The following is a 23,831-nucleotide window of genomic DNA, read 5'->3' as shown; positions in this document are numbered from 1 at the left end:
CCGGCACTACCGCCGGTTGCCCTCTACGCTCGATGCATGACCGAAAGCGCGAGCCCGTACATATCTCACCCTCGGATCATGGTGCTCGGGGTGCAGCCGGGCACACCGCCGTTCCGGATCGTGGAGATCGACGGCCAGGTGGTCGGGGAGGCCAAGGCCGTCACCGACGTGCTGGCGGCCGCCGCCGCGTTCGGCATCACGGTCCACGACCTGGACGATCCGGACGTGGTCCGCTGGGTCGGCGGCGACAAGTTCACCTGGACCGTGCACTAGGCCTGACCGTGCACTAGGCCTGACCGTGCACGGGGCCTGGCCGTGCACTGGGCCTGTCGGCGTCACACTGTGCCTGACGGTGCCCTAGGATTTCTCGGTCGCCGGCTTCCTCCCCGCCCGGCCCCCGCGCCGTCCGCGCGCGTGGACCGCGCCGCTCAGCCGGCGGCCCAGGAGCAGATAACCGATCAGCGCGCCCCCGGTGTTCAGGATGACGTCGTCGATGTCGAAGGCGCGGCCGGTGACCAGCGCGCCCTGGGCGAACTCCACCAGCAGCATCACCACGGCGGTCAGCAGCAGCACGCGCAGGATGCCGCGGGTGCGCGGGGCGACGACGGGCACGAGGACGCCGAAGGGGAGGCCCAGCAGGATGTTGCCGCCGATCTGCCGGACGGCGTCCCGCAGTTCCGGCTGGTCGAGATAGGCCTTCAGCGAGCGGCCCGGATGAAGATTGGTGTGGGTCAGCGCCTCCGACGCGGGCGAGGGCTGGAGCGTGAGCCGGGCCAGCACCACGGCGAAGGCCACCATGAACGTGAAGGCGCACAGCATCGCCAGCAGCCGCACGGGCAGCGGCAACTGGCGTCGCTCGCGGCCGGAGCCGACCGTACGGGGACGTGAGGCTGCACCGGCCATTGGTTCCTCCAGTCTCCAACTTCCCAGGGTGATAAGGCGGTTACCCACGGGCGCACCGACGATGCCGCCGGGGGCCGTTCCCGGCCACGGTTTCCCCGCCGCCTGCCGGGGCACTCCGCCCTGGGAGCCGCCGCGCGCCGTCACGTCCCGCAGCCGGGGCGGTGCTTGGATGACCGCCACAACGATCAGCGCCCGTGGAGGTGGCGTGTGAACCGGCGTACGACGCTCCTCGCCGTGGCCGAGGTACCGCTGTGGTGGGCCGCTCTCACCGCGCTGTGGCTGGTGTTCGTCACCACCGTCGACCCGCTGGAGCTCGCGGTCGGCGCGGTCGCGGCCCTCCTCGGGGCACTCGCGGCGCGGGCCGCGCGACGGGCGGTGACCGGACGGTGAACGGCTGGATCCTGGCCGCGACGCTCACCCTCGCCGCAGGCCTGGCGGCGGCCCTGTGGGGCGTCGCCACCGGACCGCTGCGGCGCCGGGTCGTCGCCCAGAACCTGTCCACGGCGGTGGCCTGCCCGGGCCTGTTGCTCCTCGCCCAGGGCTACGACCGCCCCTCCTACGTCGATCTCGCCCTCGTTCTCGCCCTGCTCGGCCCGGTCGGCACGCTCGTCTTCGCCCGGCTGCTCGCCGCGGAACTGGCCGGTGACCCGCCCCGCGCCCGGGGCGTGACCTGGGCGGCGGCCTGCCTCGGAGCCGTGGTCGTGCTGGCGCTGTGCGCGGTCACCGGGCCGGGCCGGGCGATGGCGAAGCTCCTGGTGACCGGCGCCCTGCTGATCGGCGGCAACCTCGTCGCCTCGCGGGCGCTGACCGACGCGGCCGGAGGGACACGCCGTGGATAGCGACGGGCAGGGGAGAGGGCAGCCGTGGACGAAGTCGTGATCGCCGTCGCGCTGGTGCTGGTGGCCGCCTGCGCGACCGTGGCCGTGGCCACCCGCGACCCCGTCCGCCAGGCTCTCGTGCTGTCCGTCCTCGGTGTCGTGCTCGCCGTGCTGTTCACCGTGCTCCAGGCCCCCGACGTGGGACTGTCGCAGCTCGCGGTCGGCTCGGCGCTGACGCCGCTGTTGCTGCTGCTGACGGTCCGCACGGTGAGACGGCGACGCGAGGGGAGCGGGAAGTGAGCCCCCGCACGCGGCTGTGGCTGGTCGTCGTGGGCGGCGCGGGCGTCGCCGCGCTGCTCGTCGGGGCCTGTCTCGGCCTGCCGGCCTTCGGCGGCGACCGTCATCCCTACGGCGACCGCGCCGTCGAGGCGTCCCTGGCGCACCGCACCGCCAACACCGTCGCCTCCGTCAACTTCGACCAGCGCGCCTTCGACACCCTCGGCGAGCTGACGATCCTGTTCGCGGCCGTGCTCGGCTGCGTCGTCCTGCTGCGCCGGACCCGCGACGAGCACCGCGCCCGGCCCGAACCCGCCGAGGTCACCCCGCCCGTACGCCGCTACGCCCTGCTCGTGCTGCCCGTCGCCCTGCTCACCGGCCTCTACGTCATCGCACACGGGCAGCTCAGCCCCGGCGGCGGCTTCCAGGGCGGCGTGGCCGCCGCGACGGCCCTGCACCTGCTGTACCTGGGCGCCGACTACCGTGCCCTGGAACGCGTCCGGCCGGTCGCACTGTACGAGGTGGGCGACGGGGTCGCCGTAGGCGCCTACCTCGTCACGGGCGTCGCGGCACTGCTCGGCGGAGCCGCCTTCCTCGCCAACACGCTGCTGCCGCACGGCACGTTCAACACGCTGTCCTCCGGCGGCACCGTCCCGCTGCTCAACGCGGCCGTCGGCATGGAGGTCGCCTGCGCCGTCGTCGTGCTGCTCGCCCGCTTCCTGGACCAGGCCGTCGAGATCGAGGAGGAGAGCGGAACGTGAGGCCGCTGTGATGGACGTGTTCGCCTACCTGGTCGCCGCGTGGGTCTTCCTGGCCGGCTGCTACGGCCTGGCCACCAGCCGCGATCTCATCCACGCCGTCGGCTGTCTGTCGGTGTGCCAGTCCGCCACCTATGTGCTGCTGCTGGCCGTCGGTTACCGGGACGGGGCCACCGCACCCGTCTATTCCGACCTGGAACCCGGCGCACGTCCGGTCGTCGACCCGGTCGTACAGGCCCTGGCCCTCACCGATGTCGTCGTCGGCGCCACCGTCACCGCACTGCTCCTCGCCCTCGTCGTGCAGGTCTCCAAGCGGCACGGCACCGTCGACCCCGACGAACTGTCCGAGCTGCGCGGCTGATGCACCACCTGCTGCCGCTCCTCGTCGCCGTCCCCCTGCTCGGGGCCGCCCTGCTGGCCGCAGGCGGCCGCCGCGTGCCCCGGGCCGCCGCCGAGTCCGCCGGCTGCGCGGTCTCCGCCGGAACCGCGGTGCTCGCGGTCGTGCTGCTGCTCGACTCCTCGCCCCCGCGGACGGAGTGGGTGGGCGGCTGGGTGCCCGTGCGCGGCGAGAGCGTCGGGATCGTCCTGGTGGGGGACGGGCCGGGGCTCGGCATGGCCGCGCTCGCCTCGACGCTGACCCTGGCCGCCCTGGTGTACTCCTGGCACTACTTCGACGAACCGCCGCGCGGGCACTCCGGATCGTTCCCGGCGCTGCTGCTGCTCTTCCAGGCGGGCATGTGCGGTTTCTCGATCGCGGGCGACCTGTTCAACGCGTTCGTGTGGTTCGAGCTGATGAGTGTCGTCGCCTACGCGCTGACCGGCCACCGGGTCGAGGAGGCCCGGGCCGTGCAGGGCGCGCTGACCTTCGGCGTCGTCAACTCGCTGGGCGCGTACGCGATGCTGATGGGCATCGGGCTGCTGTACGCCCGCACCGGCGAGCTGGGCATGACGCGGATCGGGCAGGAGCTGGACGCGCACGGTCCGCCCGACGCGCTGGTCCTCGCGGGCTTCGTCCTGGTCCTGACCGGGCTGCTGGTCAAGGGCGCGGCCGTCCCGTTCCACTTCTGGCTGCCGGACGCGCACGCGGTGGCCCCCACCCCCGTCTGCATGCTGCTGTCGGGCGTCATGGTGGAGCTCGGCGCCTTCGGCGTGTGGCGGGTCCACGACACCGTCTTCTCCGGGCCGGGCGGGCTGCCCGCCGCCGACGTGGAGCGGGCCCTGGTGTCGCTCGGCGTGCTGACGGCGGTCATCGGCGCGGTCATGTGCTGGTACCAGCGGCACATCAAACGGCTCCTGGCCTATTCGACCGTCGCCCACATGGGGCTGTTCCTCACCGGCATCGGCACCCTCACCCCGGAGGCGGACGACGGGGTCGCCCTGTACGTCCTGGGACACGCCGGTGTGAAGGCCGCGCTGTTCGCCTGCACGGGCATCCTCCTCGATCGGTACGGCTCGGTCGACGAGCACGCGCTGCACGGCCGGGCCCGGCGACTGCGCTCGGTCGCCGTCCTGTTCGTCGCGGGCGGGCTCGGCCTCGCAGGACTGCCGCCCTTCGGCACGGCGCTCGGCAAGTCGGTCACGGAGGAGGCCGTGGGCGGCCCGCTCACCGTGCTGTACGTCCTGGCGAGCGCGGTGACCGCCGGGGCGGTCCTGCGGGTCGCCGCGCGCGTGTTCCTCGGCCTCGGCCGGCGGCCGGAGGAAGGGGACGCGTACGAGACGACCGGCTCCGGCGAGGAGCCCGAGACCCGGCACCGGCTGAGCCGGGTCCCGGACACCATGACGGCGGTCCCGGCGGTGCTGCTCGCCGGGTCCCTCGCCGTCGGTGTGGTCCCGGGCTTCGGCGCCGCGGTGGGGCACGCCGTGCAGGAGGCGGGAACCGGCGGCCTGGTGCACGTCTCGGTCCACTGGACCCCGCTCGGCGTCCTGCTGGGCCTCGCCTCGACCGCGCTGGCGCTCGCCCTGGCGGCGGTGGCCGTCACCCGGCCGCGGCTGCTCGCCGCGCCGGACCGGGCGCTGCCGCTGCGGCGCCTGCAGTCCGGGCACGTCGGGGACTACGTCGCGTGGCTGCTGGTGGGCACCACGCTGCTGGGCGCGCTGGCCCTGCCCGGGGTCCTCGGGAGCTGAGGATCAGTTCCCGTACGAGACGCGCACCTCCTTGAAGCCCAGGGACCGCAGCAGGCCTTCGAGCATCCCCCTGGTGTTGGTCTCGGCGCGGGCGGTCAGCTCGCTCTCCTTCGCGGCGTCGCCGATGTGCCGTACCGCGAGTTTCTGCACGGCCTGCTCGCCGCCCGGATTGTCCGAGAAGAGGTCGCCGAGGCGGTCGAGGAGACCGCGCTGCTTGGAGACCGCGTAGGAACGGTCGGGGTCCAGGGCCGGCTTGCCCAGTCGCGCATGCGGCAGCCGGAGCGTGGCGGACGTGCGGTCGCCGTTGACCTGCACGTCGTCGTCGCCGACCTTGCCCAGGTCGACGTAGGCGTCGACGGTGCCCGCACCGACGTACAGGGTGCGGGTGCCGCGGATCGCGTCGGGGAGGAACTTGGCGTCCTTCTCCAGGTCCACGACGACCTGGAAGTTGCCGGAGGCGGCGTCGTAACGGCTGAGGTCCTGGATGGACTTCAGCAGCGCGGGGCCGGACCGGTCGTGGGTCTCGGTACCGAACAGGTCCTTCAGGCCCGGGATCACGCTCAGCCGGATCCCGGCGAAGAACACGACGAGCACCAGCACGAGGGCGCCCACCACCTTCGCCCAGCCGGGCACGCGCCGGGGGAGACGCTTGACGGGAGTCGTCATGCGACGGCCCTCCTTCCTACTGTCCGGATGCCCGCCACGGGCCGTGCCAGACCGGGCGGTTGAGGACAGGAGGACGTCAGCGGAAGCACGCAAGGGCGCACTCGGGCGTCACACCGGGCCGGAGGCCGCCTCCGGCTGCTCCAGGGCCGCGTCCAGCGTCGGCTGCGGGGGCAGCAGCCGGGACAGGCCGGTGATCCGCAGGACGCGCAGCGTCAGGGGGTGGGCGCAGACGAGGAGCAGCTGTCCCTCCCGGTCGAGCACCCGGCTCCTGGCCCGGTACAGCAGCCGCAGGCCCGAGCAGTCGAAGAACTCGATCCCGCTGAGGTCGATCACGACCCGGGCGGCGCGGCGGTTCGTCTCCCGGTCCAGGTGCGGGGCGATCTCCGTGGCCGCGGCGAGGTCGATCTCCCCACGGAACTCCAGCACCGTGTGGCCCCGTTCCTGGCGGACGCGCAGATGCCGGGTGAGCGGTGCACGTTCCTGCCGCACGACGAGATCGCCTCCAGCCTGCTCCGTGCGTGGGGAGGGGCCGCGGTCCTCAGAACCGTTCCCCGCCCTGCAAGTTACCCTCCAACGGGTGAATTTGAGCATGTTCGATTGACATATGTCTCTGAATTGCGGCCGGGTTGGCCGAGGTTCGCGCGAGGGTGGGCGCGGTGGCGTGCGCGGGCGTGAGCGCGGGCGCGATTCCCGGCGTGCGCCTCGGGTGGCGACGGGGTGCCTCGGGCTACGACAACGCGTGCCAGGCTTTGATCAGGGCTTGGCGGAACTGCTCGGTCTGGTGCGCGGTGAGGTCGCGCACCATCCGCTCCTCCAGCTCCCGGACGGGCCCGACGTACTGTGAGAGGAGCTCCCGTCCGGCGTCGGTGAGAAGGATCAGCAGCTCGCGGCGGTTGCGGGGGTTGCGCTCCCGGCGCACCAGCCCGCGGCCTTCCAGGGAGCGGACGAGGTCGGCGATGGACTGCGCGGTGACGAAGGAGTCGCGTGCCAGCTGGGCCGCCGACAGTCCGTCGTGCCGCTCCAGCACGGTCAGCGCGGTGTACTGCAGAGCAGTGATCCCGGAGGGTCTGACCAGGTCGTCCAGGTGAGAGCGTACGACGAGCTCCACCTGCTTGACCATGTAGAGCAGGGAAGGGGGCGCCTTGGTCACCTGTGCTTCGAGCATGGATGCAGGCTAGACCATTGACAGGAAACCTGTCTGTAATGAGACTGCGGACCAACAGGAATCCTGTTTGTTGAAATCTTGGCGACGACGCTGAGGAGCGGCGATGACCACCTTCGAGAGGGAACCCGGACAGCTGTTCATCGGGGGACAGTGGCGCGAGGCCGCCGACGGGGCGCGCACCGAGGTGGTCGACCCGTCCCGGGGCGCGGTCGTCACCACCGTCGCGGAGGCGGGCCCGGCCGACGTCGACGCGGCCGTACGGGCCGCCCGCGAGGCCTACGACGACGGCGCCTGGTCCGGTCTGAGCGGCCGCGAGCGGGGCCGGGTGCTGCACCGCGTCGCCCAGCTGATCCGCGAGAACGCCGACGAGATCGCCGCCCTGGAGAGCCTCGACGTCGGCAAGCCGATCACGTTGTGCGGCGCGGTCGACGTGACGAACGCGGCCAACGACTACGAGTACTTCGCCAACCTCGCCCAGAGCCAGGACGGCGCCCTGCGCGACACCCCGATGAACGCCCTCGCCTACACCCGGCGCGAGCCGCTCGGCGTGGTCGCCGCGATCACCCCGTTCAACTTCCCGCTGATCCTCGCCGGCAGCAAGCTCGGCCCCGCGCTGGCGGCCGGCAACACGGTCGTCCACAAGCCCGCCGACGAGACCCCGCTGAGCGCCCTGTACATGGCCCGGCTGTTCCAGGAGGCGGGGGTGCCCGACGGCGTGGTCAACGTCGTCACCGGCAGCGGACCGGTGGCCGGCGAGGCCCTGCTGCGGCACCGCGGTGTCGACAAGGTCGCCTTCACCGGCTCCACGGCGATCGGCCGGCACGTGGCGAGCGTCGCCGGTGAGGCCCTCAAGCCCGTCACGATGGAGCTCGGCGGGAACGCGGCCCACCTCGTCTTCGAGGACGCCGACCTGGAGAAGGCGGTGGGCGCGGTCATCAAGGGCTTCGTCTTCAACACCGGCCAGTTCTGCATGGGCGGCCCGCGCCTGCTGGTGGCCCGCTCGGTGTACCCCACCCTCCTCGGCATCCTGGCCGATGCCGTGCCCGGTGTGCCGGTCGGCGACCCGCGCGACCCGGCCACCGTCGTCGGCCCGATGGCGGCCGAGAAGCACCTGAAGAAGGTCGAGGAGTACGTCGCCCTGGCCCGCAAGGAGGGCGCCCGCATCGTCTGCGGCGGCGAGCGGCTCGACCTGGACGGCGGCTACTACTACAAGCCCACCGTCATCGCCGACCTGTCGAACGACTCCCGTGTGGTCCAGGAGGAGATCTTCGGCCCGGTCCTCACCGTGCAGCCCTTCGACGACGAGGACGAGGCCGTCGCCCTCGCCAACTCCACCCCCTACGGCCTGGCCTCGGGGGTCCAGACCACCAACCTCGCCCGCGCGCACCGGGTCGCCGGCCGGCTCCAGGCCGGCATCGTCTGGGTCAACGACTGGGCGATGCTCGACCCCGCGGTGCCCTTCGGCGGCGTGAAGGACTCCGGCTACGGCCGCGAGTACGGGCCCGAAGCCCTCGCCGGTTACACCAAGGTCAAGTCCGTCGTCGTCTCACTCGACTGAGACAGTCGTCAAGGAGCTCTTGCGATGCCCACCACCACCCGTGCCGCGGTCGTCGAGTCCGGCGGCGCGCCCTTCACCCTCTCCGACGTCGTCCTGGACGAACCCGGCCCGCACGAGGCGCTGGTCCGCATGGTCGCCACCGGGCTGTGCCACACCGACCTCGGTGTCGCGAGCGGCGGACTGCCCTTCCCGCTGCCCGGGGTCCTCGGCCACGAGGGTGCGGGCGTCGTCGAGGCCGTCGGCTCCGCCGTCACCGGCGTCACGCCCGGAGACCACGTCCTGCTCTCCTTCACCTCCTGCGGCGACTGCCGCAACTGCCGCGGCGGGCACCCGGCGTACTGCGCGACCTGGCTGCCGCTGAACCTGCTCGGTGGCAGCCGGGCCGACGGCACGAGCACCATCAGCCGCGCGGGTCAGGCCCTGGGCGGTCACTTCTTCGGCCAGTCATCCTTCGCCGAGCGGGCCCTGGCCGACGAGCGCAGCCTCGTCAAGGTCGACCCGGACGTGCCGCTGGAGTCCATCGCCCCGCTGGGCTGCGGCGTACAGACCGGGGTCGGCGCCGTCTGGAACGTGCTGAAGCCGGACACGGGCAGCACGGTCGTCGTCCTGGGCGCCGGAGCGGTCGGCCTGTCGGCCGTGATGGCGGCTGCCCTCACCCCGGCCACCCGGATCGTCGCCGTCGACCGGGTCGCCGAACGCCTCTCCCTGGCGACGGAGCTGGGCGCCACGCACACCGTCGACACGAGCGGGACGGACCTCGCCCCGGCCCTCGCCGAGATCACCGGCGGCCAGGGCGCGGACGGTGTCGTGGAGACCACGGGCAACGTCGGCGTCCTGCGCCAGGGCGTCGACGCGCTCGCCGCCCGCGGCACGCTGGTCGTGGTCGGCGCCCCGCCCTTCGGCACCGAGGTCGCCCTGGACGTCAACGGCCTGCTCGGCGGCAAACGGATCGTGGGTCTCACCCTCGGCGACAGTGAGACCCAGACCATGATCCCCGCGCTGGTCCGCCTGGTGAAGGACGGCCGGCTGCCGCTGCACCGGCTGATCGGTACGTATCCCTTCGGGGACATCGACCGGGCGGTCCAGGACATGAGGTCGGGCAAGACGATCAAGCCGGTTCTGGTGTTCTGAGGCGCCCGGGCGTCGGGTCCGGGGGGTGTGCGGACCGTCGGCTGCCCCGCGGCGCCCGGCACGCTCGTGGCCGGTTCGCCTGAGAGCTGGGGTGCGGTGGACCGGCGTGTGCGGCGTTGCCGTGGCGTGTCGCGCAGTTCCCCGCGCCCCTTTGGGGCACTGTCGTCCGGCCGGGCAGCGCCGATCCGGCGTGCGTCGTCGGCCGGGAGGCCCGGCACGGCCGGTCGAGCGCGGCCGTGCGGCATGGAAGGACCGGCCGGGACGGACCACCCGGCCGCTCGCCTCAGTCGTTCACCAGGACCAGCTTCCCCGTCGTCCGGCCCGTGTCGCCCGTGGCGTGGGCCTCCGCGGCGGCGGCCAGGGGGAAGGTTCCGGCGATCGTGGCGCGCAGCCTGCCCGTCCCGGCGAGTTCCGCGATCGTCTCCATGCCGGCGCGGTCGGCGTCGACCAGCATCCGGACCGCGCGTACACCGAGCCGCTCGGCCTCCCGGTAGAAGTCGTCCGAACCGCCCGGCAGGATCGACACCACGACGCCGCCCGGGCGCAGCACGCGCAGTGAGCGCAGGGCGGTGTCGCCGCCGATCGTGTCCAGGACGACGTCGGCGTCCTTCACGGCCTCGGTGAAGTCCGTCTCCCGGTAGTCCACCGCCTCGTCCACGCCGATCCCGCGCAGGAACTCGTGCTTGCCCGCGCTCGCCGTGCCGATCACGTACGCGCCGCGCGCCTTCGCGATCTGCACCGCCACATGCCCGACCCCGCCCGCCGCGGCGTGGATCAGCACCCGCTGCCCGGACTTCAGGTCCGCGTGCTCGACGAGGGCCTGCCACGCGGTCAGCGACACCAGCGGCAGCGCGCCCGCCTGGACGTGGTCGATCCCGGCCGGTTTGCGGGTCAGGGCCCGCACCGGGGCGATGACGTACTCGGCGTGCGAGCCGTGCCCGAACGGATACGGCAGCATGCCGAAGACCTCGTCACCGGGCGTGAACGCCGCGACGCCGATGCCGACCGCCTCCACCACCCCGGAGACGTCCCAGCCGAGGACGAAGGGCGGCTCGCCCAGGAAGCCGCCCGTGGCGCGGTGTTTCCAGTCGGTCGGATTGACCCCGGCGGCCCGCACCCGGACCAGCACCTCGTTCGGCCGGGGTGCCGGGCGCTCGACTTCCACTTCCCTCAGGACCTCGGGACCGCCGAGGACGTCCTGGCTGATGACTCGCATCGTGTTCTGTGTGCTCATGGTCATCCAGCGTGCCTGCCCGCGCCCGGCCCGCCAATGGCAGGATGGCCAACCTTCGATAGGATCGTGCCATGCGACGTGAGCGAGTGGTGGTCCTGGCCCTGGACGGCGTGTACCCGTTCGAACTGGGCATCCCCAGCCGGATCCTGGGCGCGGCCGACGGCCGGTACGAGGTGCTGACCTGCTCGGTCGACGGCGGTCCGGTGCGTACGAACGCGGACTTCGGCGTCACCGTGGAGCATGGCCGCGAGGTCCTGGCCACCGCCGACACCGTGGTGATCGCGCCCGTCGCCCCCGCCCACCTGATCGACGAGGTGCCCGGCAACGTCCTGGCCGCGCTCGCGCTCATCCGCCCCGGGACGCGCATCGTCTCCATCTGCACCGGCGCCTTCGTCCTCGCCGCGGCCGGGCTCCTCGACGGGCGCAGGGCGACCACGCACTGGCAGGTCGCCGACCGCTTCCGCCGCATGTTCCCGCACGTCGACCTCGACCCGGACGTGCTGTTCGTCGACGACCACCCGGTCCTCACCTCCGCCGGAGCCGCCTCCGGCGTGGACGTCTGCCTGCACCTGGTCCGCAAGGACCACGGCAGCCGCCTGGCCAACACCGTCGCCCGCCGCTGCGTGGTCCCGCCGTTCCGGGACGGCGGCCAGGCCCAGTACATCGAGCAGCCCGTCCCGGAACAGGGTGCCGCGAGCACCGCGGCCACCCGCACCTGGGCCCTGGAACGCCTCGGCGAACCCCTCACCCTGGCCGATCTCGCGGGCCACGCCCGGATGAGCCTGCGCACCTTCGCCCGCCGCTTCCACGACGAGGTGGGCCTCAGCCCCGGCCGCTGGCTGATCCAGCAGCGGGTGGCCCGGGCCCGGCATCTGCTGGAGACCAGCGACCTCACCGTCGACCAGATCGCCGGCCGGGTCGGCTTCGCGACCGGAGCCTCCCTGCGTCAGCACCTGAGCGCGGCCATCGGGGTGACCCCGCAGGCCTACCGCCGCACGTTCCAGACCGCCCGCTGACCGGGCCACGACCTGGCGTCCGCTCAACTGGACGGGCAGCAAAGCCATTTGTCGACCTGTTGCCTTCTGTCGGAGCGTGACGGAACCCTCACGTCCAGCGGGGGGACGAGGTTGATCCTGTCAGGTGTAAACCCGATAAGGTTCCCATCGGCGCCGCGAGTTGGCGCGATCGCGTCCAGCCGACTCGCAGTGCGTACTCATGAGTGCGGTCCACCCCCCTGTTCGATCGTGTTGCTTCGAAGGATGCAGATGGAACTCGCCACTCCGCCACCGGCGGCGCGGGCCCCTGTCGCCTGGTACAGCTGGTGGTTGATGCCGCTGGGCTTGGGAGGCGGGGCGGTTGCCGCCACGTTCATGAGCTCGGAGCGACTAACCACGGCCGTCGCCGGTGTCGCGGCGACTGCGGCCAGCGCCGTGTGCGTACGCCTGCTGCTGCGCACCCGCGCTCAACTCCACCGGGCGGAGGGCTCCTTCCGCACCACGCAGGCCGAGCACAACCAGCAGTGGCAGCAGCATGTCGCGGGCCTGGAACGGAAGTTCTCCGCCGAGCGCGCCACCCTGGAGTCCCGGCTCACCGAGCAGAACGCCTCGTACGAGCGGCGCCTCGCCGAGCAGAGCGCCACCTACGAAACACAGCTCGCCGACCAGTCCCGGGCCTACGAGGAACGGCTGGCCGAGCAGGTCAGGTCCTACGAGGCCCAGCTCGCCGACCAGGCCGAGGTCTGGCAGGAGCAGCTCTCCCACCAGCTCGCCGCGGTCGCCCGGCTCGCCGACGAGCAGCTGCCCGACGCCATGGAGAAGCTGCGCTCGGGCGAGGCCATCGACGACATCCTGCCGACCGTCAACCAGTGCGCGAAGGTCAGCGCCGACCTCCAGGCGGAACTGCGCAAGCTGCTGCGCACCGCCCTGATCGGCCTGGAGGCGGAGTTCGACCGCTCCACCACCGCCGAGCAGGCCGTGATCAGCATCGGCAACCGCATCCACGTCCTGACCAGCAAGCTCCGCGGCCGGCTGCACGAGATGCAGGGCGAGCACGGCAGGCTCCCGGCCGTCGCCCGCGGCCTGATGGAGCTCGACCAGGAACTCGGCCCCGCCGACTCGCTCGCCGCGAGCATCGGTGTGCTCGGCGGCTCGGACCGTCCGGGACGCCAGTGGCAGGAACCACAGCGGCTGTTGAGCGTGGTGCGCGGCGGCATCGGCCGGATCAAGGACTTCCACCGCGTCCAGGTGCGCCACCTGCCCGAACTCGGCGTCGACGGCGGCCTGGTGGACCACCTGACGCTGATCTTCGCCCATCTCCTGGACAACGCGGCCCGCTACTCGCCGCCCACCGAGCCGGTGCTCATCTCCGGCAAGGAGGTCCCCAACGGCGTCGGTATCGAGATCCAGGACTCCGGCAAGGGCCTGAGCGAGGAGACGAAGCGCGAGGCCGAGCACGCCCTCGCGGGCACCGCGCCCGGCGCGGGCCTCGGTGGCATCACCGAGGACGCGAGCATCGGCCTGCGCGTCGTCGGCGCCCTCGCCCGCCGCTACGGCATCCGGGTCACCTTCGCGGACTCGCCCTGGCTCGGCACCTCCGTGGTGGTCGTGGTGCCGCACAAGTACTTCAGCCCGCTGCCCGCGGCCGCGACCACCCAGGCCGCGCCCGCCCCCGAGGCCCTCCCCGCCGCGCCCGCCCCGGCCCGTGAGACGGTCACCGCACCGGCAGCGGCCGCGCAGACGGAAAGCGTGGAGACCACGCCCGGCGGACTGCCCCGGCGCCGCAGCAAGCGGACCGAGGCGGACGGGTCCCGGCAGGCCGAGTGGAGCGACCGGAGCACGGCCGTCTCCGCCGTCCCGCCGGACGCCTCCTTCTCCGGTCTCGCGGCCTTCGCCACCGCCGGACGCGACGCCGCCGAGGCGTCCCGGGCGGCCGACGACCGCGAGACTCCCGCCGGACGCGAGTCCACCGAGCACCGCACCGAAGAGAGCGACTAGTCCTCATGACGCAGCAAGGAACAGATGTGAGCTGGGCGCTCCGCGATCTCGTCGAGAGCATCCAGGAGATCCGCTTCGCCCTCGTGGCCTCCAGCGACGGCAAGGCCATCACCTCCTACGGCGCCGAAGACCCCGACGACGTCGACCGCTTCGCCGCCGTGGTGGCCGGTCTGCAGGCACTGGCCCAGCCGGTCGCCGAGCAGTTCCCCAAGTACGCCGGGCAGTTGCGCCTCGCGATGATCGAGGTCGACGGCGGGCACCTCTTCGTCGTCCGCGCCGGTGTGGAGACGTACCTCGGTGTCCTTGCCAGGGAGGGCCTCGACCAGGGCCTGCTCGGGCACCAGATGAGGGACCTGGCCCGCAGGATGGGTGAGCTCCTCGGCACCACTCCGCGCCTGGAGGAGCACTCTGGATGAGTGCTCCCCGCAGGCCGTCGGACCCGTCCGGTCTCGAGCGTTACTACGTCCTCACGGGAGGGCGCAGCGGACCGGGCGGTTCGGCGTCGAGCCTCGACGTGGCGACTCTCGTCGTTTCCCGCGCCGCCCCCTTACCGGGCATGCAGCACGAACACGAGGAGATCCTCCGGCGCTGCCGCGATCCGCTGTCGGTCGCCGAACTCGGCGCCCACCTCGGGCTGCCCTTCAACATTCTCGCGGTGCTGCTGTCGGACCTGCTGGACGCAGGTCGGGTCGAAGCCCGTGATCCCATCCCGGCGCACGACGCCGGCCGCGGGCCCGACCTCGCGCTCCTTGAGGAGGTACTCAGTGGACTTGAAAGGCTTTGACCAACCCGGAGGGCGGGCGGCCGGGGACACCCGCTCGGTGAAGGTGATGATCGCCGGCGGGTTCGGCACCGGGAAGACCACGATGGTCCGGTCGGTCAGCGACATCAAGCCGCTCACCACCGAGGAGACCCTCACCCAGGCCAGCGTCGACGTCGACCGTCTCATCGGCGTCGCCGACAAGACGCAGACCACCGTCAGCCTGGACTTCGGCAAGATCGGCATCAACGAGAGCCTGGTGCTGTACCTGTTCGGCACGCCGGGCCAGGAGCGGTTCTGGTTCCTGTGGAACGGGCTGTTCAAGGGGGCGCTCGGCGCGATCGTCCTGGTGGACACGCGCCGTCTGGAATCCAGTTTCCGGGCGATCGAGGAGATGGAGCGGCAGGACGTCCCGTTCGTCGTCGCGCTGAACGTCTTCCCCGACTCCCGGAACTACCCGGTCGAGGAGATACGGGACGCCCTGGACATCCCCGAGCACACCCCGGTCGTGGCCTTCGACGCCCGAGACCGGGCCTCCAGCCGTGACGTCCTCGTCGCCCTGATCCACCACCTGAAGGAACGCTCGGCCGTGGCCTTGGAGCCCCGATGAACGATTCGACCGACCACACCCTCCAGGCCGGTCGGGGCTGCCCCGTCGCCCACCACGGGGCCGATCTGACCCGGCTGTACGGACCGGAGGCGGCGACCGACCCCGCGGGCATCTACGAGCGGCTGCGCAAGGAGCACGGCTCCGTCGCGCCGGTCCTGCTGGAGGGCGACGTACCCGCCTGGCTGGTGCTGGGCTACCGCGACAACCGGCGCGTGCTCGACAACCCCCGCCAGTTCAGCCGCGACGCGCGGATCTGGCGGGACTGGCGGGAGGGCCGGATCGAGGAGACCTCGCCGATCATGCCGATGGTCGGCTGGCGCCCCGACTGCGTGTCCCAGGACGGCGAACCGCACCGCAGGCTGCGCGGCGCCGTCACCGACGGGCTGCAGGCGGCGGCCGTCCGGGGCATCCGGCGGCACGTCACGCACTTCGCGAACAAGCAGATCGACGCGTTCGCCGACGCCGGGCGCGCCGACCTCGTGGCCGACTACGCCGAGCAACTGCCGATGCTCGTGCTCACCAGGATGCTGGGCCTTCCCGCGGCGGACGGGCTACGCCTGATCGAGTCGTGCGCCCAGGTCTTCAAGGGCGGCGAGGGCGCCCTCGAGCACAACGACCGGATCATGGAGATCCTCGCGGAACTCGCCGAGCGCAAGCGGGCCGAGCCGGGCTCCGACTTCGCCACGGCCCTGCTGGAGCACCCGGCCTGCCTCGACCACGACGAGGTCGTCAGCCATCTGCGCCTGGTGCTGATCGCCGCGCACACCACCACCAGCAACCTGCTGGCCCGGGTCCTGCAACGGGTCCTCACCGACGCCGCCCGGCTGTCCGGTCTGGTCAGCGGGGAGCTGAACATCTCCTCAGTGGTGGAAGAGGTCATGTGGGACACCCCGCCGCTGTCCGTGCTGCCGGGCCGGTTCGCAACCGCCGACCTGGAGCTCGGAGGCCATCACGTCCAGGAGGGAGAACTGCTCATCCTGGGCCTGGCCGCCGGCAACCTCGACCCGGAGGTACGGCCCGACCCGGCCGTCGCCGTGCAGGGCAACCAGTCGCACCTGGCGTTCAGCGCCGGACCGCACGAGTGTCCGGGGCAGAACATCGGCCAGTCCATCATCGAGATCGGCGTGGACGTCCTGCTGCACCGGCTGCCGGACCTGCGCCTGGCCGTACCGCCGGAAGAACTCACCTCGACCGCCTCCACGTGGGAGTCCCGGCTGGACAGCCTGCCGGTCGAGTTCACCGTCTAGGCCACGTCGGCGGACCGATGCCCGGCCGGTTTCCGGCCGGGCAACGCCGTGCGTGCGCCGTTCGGGGCGTTCGCGGTGGGGGACGAGCAGCGGCCCGAGCCTTCACGATCGAGGCGTCAGCCGTCGAGCCAGTCGCCCGCGACGCCCGTGGGACGGTATCCCGTGGCGTTCCAGAGGAAATGCGGGTGGGCACAGCCGAACATGTAGGCGAGCAGTGCGGTGTCTTCCCTCCCGGTCCGAGGGTCGTGCAGGGTGTGGAACCTCTCGGATCCGACTACGCCGGCGTCTTGTTGGACATGACGGGCGCGGTCCGGCGATGGTGCGGCGCTGGATGCCTCCACGGCGGCGATGTAGGTGCGGCGCAAGATCTCCCATGTGTTGTCCGTGTTGCCGTACCACGGGCCGTGCAGTGCTTCGAAGGCATGGAGCTCGGCGTCGAAGAGGGGCCATGCCCGAGGGTGTTCGGCTCGACAGCGTGCGGACAGCTCGGCGGTCCGGGTGCTCAGTGCCGGTGCGGTGGGCCGCGGGGCGATGGTGAGGGTGGTGCCATGGGTGAGGATGCCGGTGCATGGGTTGGGCTGCAGGTCGCACAGCGGGCACTCCTCGGCCGGGGGGAGGCCCTGGGTGATGCCGTCGAACCACAGGGCGTGGCGGCCCGTGAGCCCCATCCAGACGATGGTGGTGGTCATCAGCCAGGTGTTCCACATCGGGCTGTGGGCCTCGGGCATGCAGCCGTACTTGACGAGGGATATCGCGCAGGCGGCATAGAGCGCCTTGGTGTGGGTGGGCATGTCGGCGAGCCAGAAGTTGCTGATCTCGCCGGTGAGGGCGTCGGCTCGGACATCGGCCATGTCGTCGATGACGCGGCACAGCAGCAGGGAGGCGAGGTTTTCTTCCTGCCAGAGTTCGGTGTCGGGGGCGACGTGCCAGAACAGGCAGTCCAGCATCTGCAGGGCTGAGTAGGCGCTCTGGTTGAGCGGGTTGGTCTGAGGGAGCATGACGCTGCCCGCGTCGTGCTGTTGGAGCCAGTACTCGTCGACGGATCGCTTGTGGGCTGCGAAGAGCCCGGAGACCAGGGCCCGCGCGCTGTTGGTGCTGAAGTTCTCGGCCAGGCGGCCTTCGACGTGTTGGGTGAGGCGCGTTGTGTCGATGGTGTCGAGCACGCGTTTGTATTCGTGGAAGACGAGGATGTCGTCCTCGAAGCGGTGGCGGTGGCCGAGGTCTCGTTCGAGGTCGTTCATCTGCCGGGTCCAGGACCATCCACCGGTCAGGACGCTGTCGAGTTCCCGGCGGTATGGCCAGGTCTTGACGGTGAGGGGACGACCGGCGCTCTGCCGCCAGCGGTAGTCGTCCAGCGTGCGTGCGGGGGGCGTGGGCAGCCGACGGCACAGAGGGCAGGCGCAGACGGTTGTCTGCTCCTCCTCGCGCGGCGGGGTGAGTGCCCGGCTCCGCCAGGCCCCTTCCAGCATCGTGCAGGTCAGTCTGCAGACCTCGATGTCGGTGCTGACTTGGGGGAAGGCTGCTTCGATCATGCGCAGGCTGGTGTCGAGGTGCCTCAACCTGGCGTAGCCCTCCTCGTCGGGCGGGAGGAACGCGGGCCGCGCCAGATGGAGGGCTCCCTCCACCTGCAGCGTGGCGCTGGAGAGGGGGGAGCCGAATGCGTTCAGCCGCTGCTGAGCGGCGTTCTGGGACCTTCGGTACTGCTCCGTGCTCCCATTGATGTGTTTCACCAGGAGGCGGGCCAGGGTGTTCCCCGCATCCGTGGGCTGGAGCTGGGCGCTTGGCTGCGCCGGGATCGAGCTGTCGGCGGACGCCTTCGGAACAGCACCTGCGACTCGAGATTTCACACCGGTCTCCCCATAAGCTGTGGTCCTGGCAACGGAATCGATCGACCGTGGTCGTTGACCGGCCGTCCGGGAATCTTCTGTACTTTCCGCGACGGCCTCGCCGGACAGCCGGACTCACGCGACCGGCTTTGGCTCCTGCTACGACCGCGAGGGGCACGACTGCTGCGTTGACGGCACTCCTGCTGCAACGCGAGCACCTGCATCGCCCCCTCAGCTGTGTTGATCAGGAAGCACGCGCGGCACCGTCAGGCGTGGCGCGACCACTGGATCCGAGATGTGCCACTTCGCCCGAGGCGTGTGGGTAGCTGACAGGGAGGTCGAAGGGCAGGTCGAACCGGACGTCCTGAGGCATGTGCTTCCTTTCGGGAGACGGACCGCAGAGTCCCCCCACCCCTGCGAACGGACGGTGCCGTGACCGCCCGCATACTCGAACTGGGCTTCGCGGTCCGAAAGTTGAACCGAGAAGCGGTACGAGGCTGCCCACGGCGTGAATAAGCCATTCCGTGACCCCGCCGTGATCTCCGTTACTGCCCGAAGCGCATGAGCTGCGTATACTCCCTCGTCCCTCACTCGGTACCGGCTTGTCCGCCGAGCCTCCGGAGGCCCGGAACGCCACACTGGTCGGAGTCCGTTCGACGACTCTCCAGGAGGCGCACCGACGATGACGTCCGCACCCGCACGCAGCGCTGAGCAGCGCACGAAGGACACCCTGCACCGTCTCGAACACGACGTGGACGCCTGGGTCGCCACGGCCGACGGCACGTCGGGGACGCCGTACCTCGTCCCGCTGTCGTTCCTCTGGAACGGCTCGTACCTGCTGTTCGCCACCCCCGCGTCGAGCCCCACCGGACGGAACCTCGCCGCGACCGGCCGGGCCCGTGTCGGAATCGGGCCGACGCGTGACGTCGTCATGGTCGACGGCACCGTCGAGACCGTCCAGCCCGCCGAGCTGACCGAGCAGGACGCCGAACTCTTCGCCGCCAAAACCGGGTTCGACCCCCGCCGGCTGGCCACGCCGTACCTCTACTTCCGCGTCGTGCCGCAGCGGGTACAGGCCTGGCGGGAGGCCGACGAACTGGACGGCCGCGAACTGATGCGCGAGGGACGGTGGTTGACGGCCGACTGAATCGGCCCGGCCGGGATAACCGCAAGGTACGGGGCCGCGGGGCACGCCCGCCCCGCGGCCGGAATCCTGCGGAGGAGACATGGCACTGGTGAAAGCGGGTGTCCTGGTGCTCGACTGTGCCGAGCCCGAGAAGCTCGCCGTGTTCTACAAGGAGCTGCTGGAGGGGGAGGAGGCGGAGGCGACCGCCAACCGCGTGGAGATCAAGGGCGCCGACGGCTTCCGCATCGCGCTGCGCCGGGACGTCAACGCGACCCCGCCCAGCTGGCCCCGCCCCGAGAACTCCCTCCAGGCGCACCTGGAGTTCGTGGTGGACGACCTCGACGCGGTGGAACGCCGGGTCGTCGCCCTCGGCGGCCGCCCCCTGGAGGCCAAGGAGCCCTCGGGCCCCCTGGAGGAACGCGGCTACGCCGACCCGGCAGGCCACTCCTTCACTCTGCGCCGCACCCCGCCGACCGCACCCAAGCAGGGCTGAACGGGGCTGCGGGGGCGCGGCGCGCGCGGCCCTCGCGCGGGCCGGGCCGGCCCCCGTCCGCCGCACCGGCGGACGGGGGCCGTGTCGTTCTCAGTCGCGGCCGCCCTTCTCCCCGGCCGGCCAGGTGCCGGTGGAACGCTCGATGGCCTTGGCGCCCGCGCGGTCCACGGCGCTGCGCACCACGGCGAAGATGGCGCCCTGGACCGCGGCGGCCAGCAGGATCTCCCCCCAGCCGCGGTCCTTGTCCAGCGCGTCAGGCGCGTCCTCCTCGTTACGGATCGCCATCCATGTCTTGCGGAAGGCCAGCCCGGCCAGCCAGCCGCTCGACCAGCCCAGCACGAACCCGAGGGGCTGGTAGGCGAGGGGCAGCTTCTTCTTCTTGGCCACGTGAATCTCCTTGATCGGTGAGGGGTGGACGGAAGTGGTCAGGGGGTGTGGGCGGCCGGGACCCGCTCCTCGGCGCGGACCGGCCCGGGCGGCGTACCGTCGCCGAACGGCCGGCCGCCCAGCTCCTCGCGGTGGTGCGGGGTCAGCCAGCCGGACAGGTCCGGGCCCTGCGGCACGATGCGCGTCGGGTTGATGCCCGTGTGCACCTGGTAGTAGTGGCGCTTGATGTGGTCGAAGTCGACGGTGTCGCCGAAGCCGGGCGTCTGGTAGAGGTCCCGGACGTATCCCCACAGCACCCGGTTCTCCGTCAGCTTCCAGCGGTTGCACTTGAAGTGGCCGTGGTAGACCGCGTCGAAGCGGACCAGCGTGGTGAACAGCCGGATGTCCGCCTCGGTGATGGTGTCGCCGACGAGGTACCGCTGCCGTTCCAGGCGGTCGGCGAGCAGCTCCAGCCTCCGGAACACGCCCGCGCAGGCGGTCTCGTACTCCTCCTGCTCGGTGGCGAAACCCGCCCGGTACACGCCGTTGTTGACGTCCTCGTAGACGTCCGCCATCACCTCGTCGATCTCGTCACGCAGCTTGTCCGGGTACAGGTCGGGCGCGCCCTGCCGGTGCAGGGCCGTCCATTCGGTCGCGAGGTCGAGCGTCAGCTGCTGGTAGTCGTTGGTGACCAGCTTGCCGCTGGGCACGTCCACGATCGCCGGCACGCTGACACCTCCGGGGTGGTCCGTCTCCCGGCGGTCGTACGCCTCACTCAGATAGCGGATGCCAAGGACCGGGTCGCGGCCGTCCTCGTCCAGCGTGAAGCGCCAGCTGCGGTCGTCCTGGATCGGGTCGGCGACGGCCAGGGACAGCGCGTCCTCCAGGCCGAGCAGCCGCCGGGAGACCAGCGACCGGCTCGCCCACGGGCAGGCGCGGCTGACGATCAGACGGTAGCGGCCGGCCTCCACCGGCCAGCCGTCCCGGCCATCGGCGGTGATCCGGTCCGTGAAATGCGCCTTGGACCGCTTGAACGTGCTCCTTCCGTAGGCGCTGTTGCCGTCGTCGCCGTCGTCGCGGCTCATGGGGATGACCTCCTTCGGCGTACGTGTGGCCTGCTTGTCGTGCGTGTGCCCTGGTGAACGCGTTCCCCTTTTTCCGCCGACGGCACGGTGTGAGCACCGCCGACCGGGGCAATCGGCGTGGGTGACTGCAGAAGGATCTGATCGGAGGACACGCGTCACCGTGCTGGTGGCGCTCGCTGCCAATCTCGTCATCGCGGCGGCCAAGGCGGTCGGCGGCCTGGCCGCGGGATCGCCGGCACTGCTGTCGGAGGCGGCCCACTCGGTGGCCGACAGCCTGAACGAGGTGTTCTTACTGGCGGCACTGCGCCGCAGCCGCCGCCCCGCCGACCGGCGGCACCCCTTCGGCTACGGCAAGGAGCGGTTCTTCTGGTCGCTCCTCGCGGCCGTCGGGATCTTCGTCATGGGCGGCTGCTTCTCCTTCTTCCAGGGCTTCGAGGCCCTGGCGGGGGGAGCGGAGGAGGACACCGGCGGCTATGTGGCCGGCCTGATCGTGCTCGGTATCGCCCTCCTCGCGGAGGGCGCCTCCTTGCTGCGGGCGCTGTACCAGGTGCGCCGGCAGGGCGGCACGGGCGCCGGGCTGCGCGACCCGGCCCTGCGTACGGTCGTCGCCGAGGACGGCACGGCGGTGCTCGGCGTCACGCTCGCCATCGCCGGTATGGCGCTGCACATGGTCACGGGCCAGGTGGTGTGGGAGGCGTCGGCATCCCTGGCGATCGGCGCACTGCTGGTCTACGTCGCCTACCGGCTGGGCCGGGACGCCCGCGACCAACTGATCGGCGAGGCCGCCGACCGGGAGTCGAGCGGGAAGATCCGGGAGTTGCTGCGGGCACAGCCCGAGATCGACAGCGTGGAGGCGCTGTTCACCATGAAGACGGGCCTCGACACGGCCCTCGTCGCCGCCCGCGTCGACCTCGTGCCCGGCCTGGACAGCGAGCGCGTCGAGGACGTCGCCGTCCGCATCAAGCGCTCCATCGCCCGGACGGTCCCCGAGGCCGACCAGATCTTCCTCGACGTCACCGACCATCGCGCGCGGGAGGCAGCGGAAAGCCCCGCCGCGACGGGGGAACGCGGCGGGGCCTGACCCACGCTTGCCCCGTCGCCGAGGGTTCATGCACGCCCCCGGAGAAGTTTTTCGCCGACCGCCCCGGACCGGGCGGTCGGCTTCTGCGGCCCGCTCGGCGCGGTCGTCGTTCCGGGCGGGTCCGGAGGGAGCACCTGCCGGGGGCGTGCCCGGCGCCCCGGATGCCGACCGGGCGGGCGATGGCCGCTTCGCCCCGCCCGCGGCCGGGAACAGGACCCCCTGGGCGGCCGACCACTGCCGATCCGCCCGGAAGGGCCCGACCTCACCCTGCGCGCATGTCCGCCCGGGGCGCCGAAGGCCTCCCGCGTCACCCGCCGTCGGCCGGCTCCAGCACGAACACCGGGATCTCCCGTTCCGTCTTCTTCTGGTAGTCGGCGTAGGGCGGATACGCCGCGACGGCGCGTTCCCACCACTCGGCCTTCTCCTGGCCCGTGACCTCACGGGCGACCATGTCCCGCTTCACCGGACCGTCCTGGAGCTCCACGTGCGGATCGGCCTTGATGTTGAAGTACCAGACCGGGTGCTTGGGCGAGCCGCCGAGGGAGGCGACCGCGGCGTAACGCCCTTCGTGCTCCACTCGCATCACCGGTGTCTTGCGCAGCTTGCCGCTCCTGGCACCCCGTGAGGTGAGGACGACCACCGGCATCTTCGAGCCCTGGAGGGTCGTGCCCTGCGTGCCCCCGGAGCTCTCGTACAGTTCCACCTGCTTGCGCACCCACTGCGTCGGGCTGGGTTCGTACTCGCCCTGGAGAGGCATGGCATCCGTCCCATCGTCGTGTCACGGCTGACCGGCATCCGCCTTCAACACCGGTACGCCCGCGAATCATCCGCACCGCGGCACATCCGGGCCGGCCGCGCGTCTCACCCCGGCGTCACCGCCGTCCGCACGGCCAGGACCGTCATCACCCCGCTCGCCACCAGCGCCGTCACCAGCCGGCCCCGGTGACCGGTCAGCGCCCGCCCCAGCAGGGCTCCGCCCCCGGCGAGCAGCACCTGCCAGCTCGCCGAGGCGGCGAAGGCGGCGAGCACGAAGACGCCCTGTTCCGGGGGGCCGGTCGGGCCCGCTGCCCGGGAGCCGAGCACGAGTGCCGCGAAGTAGATCACGGTCGTGGGGTTCAGGAGGGTGACGCCGAGCAGCCCCAGGTAGGCCCGGGCGGGACCCGGCGGTGCGGGCGCCGTCCGCGTGGCGAGCCGGTGGCCGCGGTAATCGCGCACGGCCGTGACCGCGCCCCACCCCGCCAGCGCGAGCAGCACCAGGACGCAAGCCCACCGCAGCGGCCCGAGCACCGGCCGCAGCGCGTCGGCCAGGGCCGCGCCCCCGAGCGTGGCCGCGAGGGCGTACAGCCCGTCGGCGGTGGCGACGCCGAGCGCGGCGCAGACACCGGTGCGCAGGGACGTCCGGGCGGTGAGGGAGACGAGGTACGTCCCGACGGCGCCGACGGGGACGGCGATGCCGTACCCGGCGAGCAGCCCCGCGACGAGCGCGGCCGTCATGAGAGCGGCGGCGTCGGCCCTCCACGGCGGCCGGACCGCTGCTGTCGGCGCGCGGCAGGAGCGGCGGCGGACGGCGGCAGCAGGACGGCGAAGGCAGACATGGCTGGATCCTGGGGC

Annotated in this window: 28 protein-coding genes; 18 read left to right on the top strand and 10 right to left on the bottom strand. The window is 72.0% G+C overall.

The features are described 5' to 3' along the window. The first annotated feature begins 36 nt into the window (after window positions 1-36). On the top strand, window positions 37-273 hold the full coding sequence (locus AC07F0_RS20085) for a hypothetical protein (RefSeq protein WP_274821561.1): 237 nt from the start codon (window positions 37-39) through the stop codon (window positions 271-273). Between the two features lie 84 nt (window positions 274-357). On the opposite strand, the gene AC07F0_RS20080 is transcribed toward AC07F0_RS20085, so the two are convergent. Then, window positions 358-903, bottom strand: coding sequence for a VanZ family protein (locus AC07F0_RS20080; RefSeq protein ID WP_478980577.1), 546 nt, complete (start codon window positions 901-903; stop codon window positions 358-360). Window positions 904-1,110: 207 nt separating this feature from the next. Between AC07F0_RS20080 and AC07F0_RS20075 the strand changes: the two genes are divergently transcribed. Genes AC07F0_RS20075 through AC07F0_RS20050 form a run of 6 tightly spaced genes read left to right on the top strand, consistent with a single transcriptional unit; the run spans window position 1,111 to window position 4,879 of the window. Continuing rightward, on the top strand, window positions 1,111-1,293 hold the full coding sequence (locus AC07F0_RS20075) for a hypothetical protein (RefSeq protein WP_436726468.1): 183 nt from the start codon (window positions 1,111-1,113) through the stop codon (window positions 1,291-1,293). Then, window positions 1,290-1,742: a monovalent cation/H+ antiporter complex subunit F gene (locus AC07F0_RS20070; RefSeq protein ID WP_478980575.1), complete on the top strand. Its 453-nt coding sequence runs from the start codon at window positions 1,290-1,292 to the stop codon at window positions 1,740-1,742. The genes AC07F0_RS20075 and AC07F0_RS20070 overlap by 4 nt, the downstream gene beginning before the upstream one ends. A 24-nt stretch (window positions 1,743-1,766) precedes the next feature. Beyond that, on the top strand, window positions 1,767-2,021 hold the full coding sequence (locus AC07F0_RS20065) for a hydrogenase subunit MbhD domain-containing protein (protein WP_436726466.1): 255 nt from the start codon (window positions 1,767-1,769) through the stop codon (window positions 2,019-2,021). Continuing rightward, window positions 2,018-2,758, top strand: a complete 741-nt coding sequence (mbhE, locus tag AC07F0_RS20060; RefSeq protein WP_478980573.1) for a hydrogen gas-evolving membrane-bound hydrogenase subunit E — start codon at window positions 2,018-2,020, stop codon at window positions 2,756-2,758. The genes AC07F0_RS20065 and mbhE overlap by 4 nt, the downstream gene beginning before the upstream one ends. 10 nt (window positions 2,759-2,768) lie before the next feature. After that, window positions 2,769-3,116, top strand: a complete 348-nt coding sequence (locus AC07F0_RS20055; RefSeq protein WP_436726464.1) for a sodium:proton antiporter — start codon at window positions 2,769-2,771, stop codon at window positions 3,114-3,116. Then, window positions 3,116-4,879: a complex I subunit 5 family protein gene (locus tag AC07F0_RS20050; protein WP_478980571.1), complete on the top strand. Its 1,764-nt coding sequence runs from the start codon at window positions 3,116-3,118 to the stop codon at window positions 4,877-4,879. The genes AC07F0_RS20055 and AC07F0_RS20050 overlap by 1 nt, the downstream gene beginning before the upstream one ends. A gap of 3 nt (window positions 4,880-4,882) precedes the next feature. On the opposite strand, the gene AC07F0_RS20045 is transcribed toward AC07F0_RS20050, so the two are convergent. The 3 genes from AC07F0_RS20045 to AC07F0_RS20035 all read right to left on the bottom strand — a co-directional run bounded on the left by AC07F0_RS20045 (window position 4,883) and on the right by AC07F0_RS20035 (window position 6,710). Continuing rightward, window positions 4,883-5,545, bottom strand: coding sequence for a DUF4230 domain-containing protein (locus AC07F0_RS20045; protein WP_478980569.1), 663 nt, complete (start codon window positions 5,543-5,545; stop codon window positions 4,883-4,885). 108 nt (window positions 5,546-5,653) lie between these two features. Then, window positions 5,654-6,034 carry an anti-sigma factor antagonist gene (locus tag AC07F0_RS20040; protein WP_436726461.1) on the bottom strand — a complete coding sequence of 127 codons (381 nt, stop codon included), beginning with the start codon at window positions 6,032-6,034 and terminating at the stop codon, window positions 5,654-5,656. 238 nt (window positions 6,035-6,272) lie between these two features. After that, window positions 6,273-6,710 carry a MarR family winged helix-turn-helix transcriptional regulator gene (locus AC07F0_RS20035; RefSeq protein WP_478980568.1) on the bottom strand — a complete coding sequence of 146 codons (438 nt, stop codon included), beginning with the start codon at window positions 6,708-6,710 and terminating at the stop codon, window positions 6,273-6,275. Between the two features lie 103 nt (window positions 6,711-6,813). On the opposite strand from AC07F0_RS20035, the gene AC07F0_RS20030 reads away from it, so the two are divergent. Together AC07F0_RS20030 and AC07F0_RS20025 are read left to right on the top strand one after the other, a co-directional pair. Beyond that, the gene (locus AC07F0_RS20030; protein WP_478980566.1) at window positions 6,814-8,268 is read left to right on the top strand and encodes an aldehyde dehydrogenase family protein; all 1,455 of its coding nucleotides are present in this window, start codon (window positions 6,814-6,816) and stop codon (window positions 8,266-8,268) included. A gap of 24 nt (window positions 8,269-8,292) precedes the next feature. Further along, window positions 8,293-9,399 (top strand): NAD(P)-dependent alcohol dehydrogenase, encoded by a 1,107-nt coding sequence (locus AC07F0_RS20025; RefSeq protein WP_478980564.1) that lies wholly within the window; start codon window positions 8,293-8,295, stop codon window positions 9,397-9,399. Between the two features lie 283 nt (window positions 9,400-9,682). Here the strand turns inward: AC07F0_RS20025 and AC07F0_RS20020 are convergent, their stop codons facing one another. Further along, on the bottom strand, window positions 9,683-10,633 hold the full coding sequence (locus AC07F0_RS20020; RefSeq protein WP_478980562.1) for an NADP-dependent oxidoreductase: 951 nt from the start codon (window positions 10,631-10,633) through the stop codon (window positions 9,683-9,685). A 71-nt stretch (window positions 10,634-10,704) separates the two neighbouring features. Between AC07F0_RS20020 and AC07F0_RS20015 the strand changes: the two genes are divergently transcribed. The 6 genes from AC07F0_RS20015 to AC07F0_RS19990 all read left to right on the top strand — a co-directional run bounded on the left by AC07F0_RS20015 (window position 10,705) and on the right by AC07F0_RS19990 (window position 16,243). Next, window positions 10,705-11,649 carry a GlxA family transcriptional regulator gene (locus tag AC07F0_RS20015; protein WP_478980560.1) on the top strand — a complete coding sequence of 315 codons (945 nt, stop codon included), beginning with the start codon at window positions 10,705-10,707 and terminating at the stop codon, window positions 11,647-11,649. A gap of 249 nt (window positions 11,650-11,898) precedes the next feature. Beyond that, window positions 11,899-13,626, top strand: coding sequence for a sensor histidine kinase (locus AC07F0_RS20010; protein WP_478980558.1), 1,728 nt, complete (start codon window positions 11,899-11,901; stop codon window positions 13,624-13,626). Between the two features lie 5 nt (window positions 13,627-13,631). Next, window positions 13,632-14,042 carry a roadblock/LC7 domain-containing protein gene (locus tag AC07F0_RS20005; RefSeq protein WP_003994857.1) on the top strand — a complete coding sequence of 137 codons (411 nt, stop codon included), beginning with the start codon at window positions 13,632-13,634 and terminating at the stop codon, window positions 14,040-14,042. Then, window positions 14,039-14,410 (top strand): DUF742 domain-containing protein, encoded by a 372-nt coding sequence (locus AC07F0_RS20000; RefSeq protein WP_037668707.1) that lies wholly within the window; start codon window positions 14,039-14,041, stop codon window positions 14,408-14,410. The genes AC07F0_RS20005 and AC07F0_RS20000 overlap by 4 nt, the downstream gene beginning before the upstream one ends. After that, window positions 14,391-14,996: a GTP-binding protein gene (locus tag AC07F0_RS19995; RefSeq protein ID WP_436726453.1), complete on the top strand. Its 606-nt coding sequence runs from the start codon at window positions 14,391-14,393 to the stop codon at window positions 14,994-14,996. The genes AC07F0_RS20000 and AC07F0_RS19995 overlap by 20 nt, the downstream gene beginning before the upstream one ends. Further along, window positions 14,993-16,243 (top strand): cytochrome P450, encoded by a 1,251-nt coding sequence (locus AC07F0_RS19990; RefSeq protein WP_478980556.1) that lies wholly within the window; start codon window positions 14,993-14,995, stop codon window positions 16,241-16,243. Before AC07F0_RS19995 ends, AC07F0_RS19990 begins: the two co-directional genes overlap by 4 nt. Window positions 16,244-16,359: 116 nt before the next feature. On the opposite strand, the gene AC07F0_RS19985 is transcribed toward AC07F0_RS19990, so the two are convergent. Further along, entirely contained in the window at window positions 16,360-18,090 is a 1,731-nt protein-coding gene (locus AC07F0_RS19985) for a hypothetical protein (RefSeq protein ID WP_478980554.1), read from the bottom strand. A gap of 661 nt (window positions 18,091-18,751) precedes the next feature. Here AC07F0_RS19985 and AC07F0_RS19980 point away from each other — a divergent pair. Together AC07F0_RS19980 and AC07F0_RS19975 are read left to right on the top strand one after the other, a co-directional pair. Next, on the top strand, window positions 18,752-19,216 hold the full coding sequence (locus tag AC07F0_RS19980) for a pyridoxamine 5'-phosphate oxidase family protein (protein ID WP_436726450.1): 465 nt from the start codon (window positions 18,752-18,754) through the stop codon (window positions 19,214-19,216). Between the two features lie 79 nt (window positions 19,217-19,295). After that, the gene (locus tag AC07F0_RS19975) at window positions 19,296-19,688 is read left to right on the top strand and encodes a VOC family protein (protein WP_436726449.1); all 393 of its coding nucleotides are present in this window, start codon (window positions 19,296-19,298) and stop codon (window positions 19,686-19,688) included. Window positions 19,689-19,778: 90 nt separating this feature from the next. Here the strand turns inward: AC07F0_RS19975 and AC07F0_RS19970 are convergent, their stop codons facing one another. Together AC07F0_RS19970 and AC07F0_RS19965 are read right to left on the bottom strand one after the other, a co-directional pair. Further along, window positions 19,779-20,075 carry a DUF4235 domain-containing protein gene (locus AC07F0_RS19970; RefSeq protein ID WP_397626100.1) on the bottom strand — a complete coding sequence of 99 codons (297 nt, stop codon included), beginning with the start codon at window positions 20,073-20,075 and terminating at the stop codon, window positions 19,779-19,781. Window positions 20,076-20,113: 38 nt separating this feature from the next. Then, window positions 20,114-21,139 carry a glutathione S-transferase family protein gene (locus tag AC07F0_RS19965; protein WP_478980552.1) on the bottom strand — a complete coding sequence of 342 codons (1,026 nt, stop codon included), beginning with the start codon at window positions 21,137-21,139 and terminating at the stop codon, window positions 20,114-20,116. Window positions 21,140-21,299: 160 nt separating this feature from the next. On the opposite strand from AC07F0_RS19965, the gene AC07F0_RS19960 reads away from it, so the two are divergent. Further along, on the top strand, window positions 21,300-22,220 hold the full coding sequence (locus tag AC07F0_RS19960) for a cation diffusion facilitator family transporter (RefSeq protein ID WP_436730977.1): 921 nt from the start codon (window positions 21,300-21,302) through the stop codon (window positions 22,218-22,220). Between the two features lie 307 nt (window positions 22,221-22,527). Here the strand turns inward: AC07F0_RS19960 and AC07F0_RS19955 are convergent, their stop codons facing one another. Further along, complete coding sequence (locus AC07F0_RS19955) at window positions 22,528-22,977, bottom strand: nitroreductase family deazaflavin-dependent oxidoreductase (RefSeq protein WP_436730976.1); 450 nt, start codon at window positions 22,975-22,977, stop codon at window positions 22,528-22,530. A gap of 104 nt (window positions 22,978-23,081) precedes the next feature. Next, a complete protein-coding gene (locus AC07F0_RS19950; RefSeq protein ID WP_478980550.1) occupies window positions 23,082-23,714 on the bottom strand; it encodes a LysE family transporter in 633 nt (210 codons plus the stop codon). Between the last annotated feature and the right edge of the window lie 117 nt (window positions 23,715-23,831).

Source organism: Streptomyces sp. NPDC045955 (assembly GCF_056430805.1).
The sequence above is the reverse complement of the archived record's forward strand: the minus strand, read 5'-3'. Positions and strand labels throughout refer to the sequence as shown.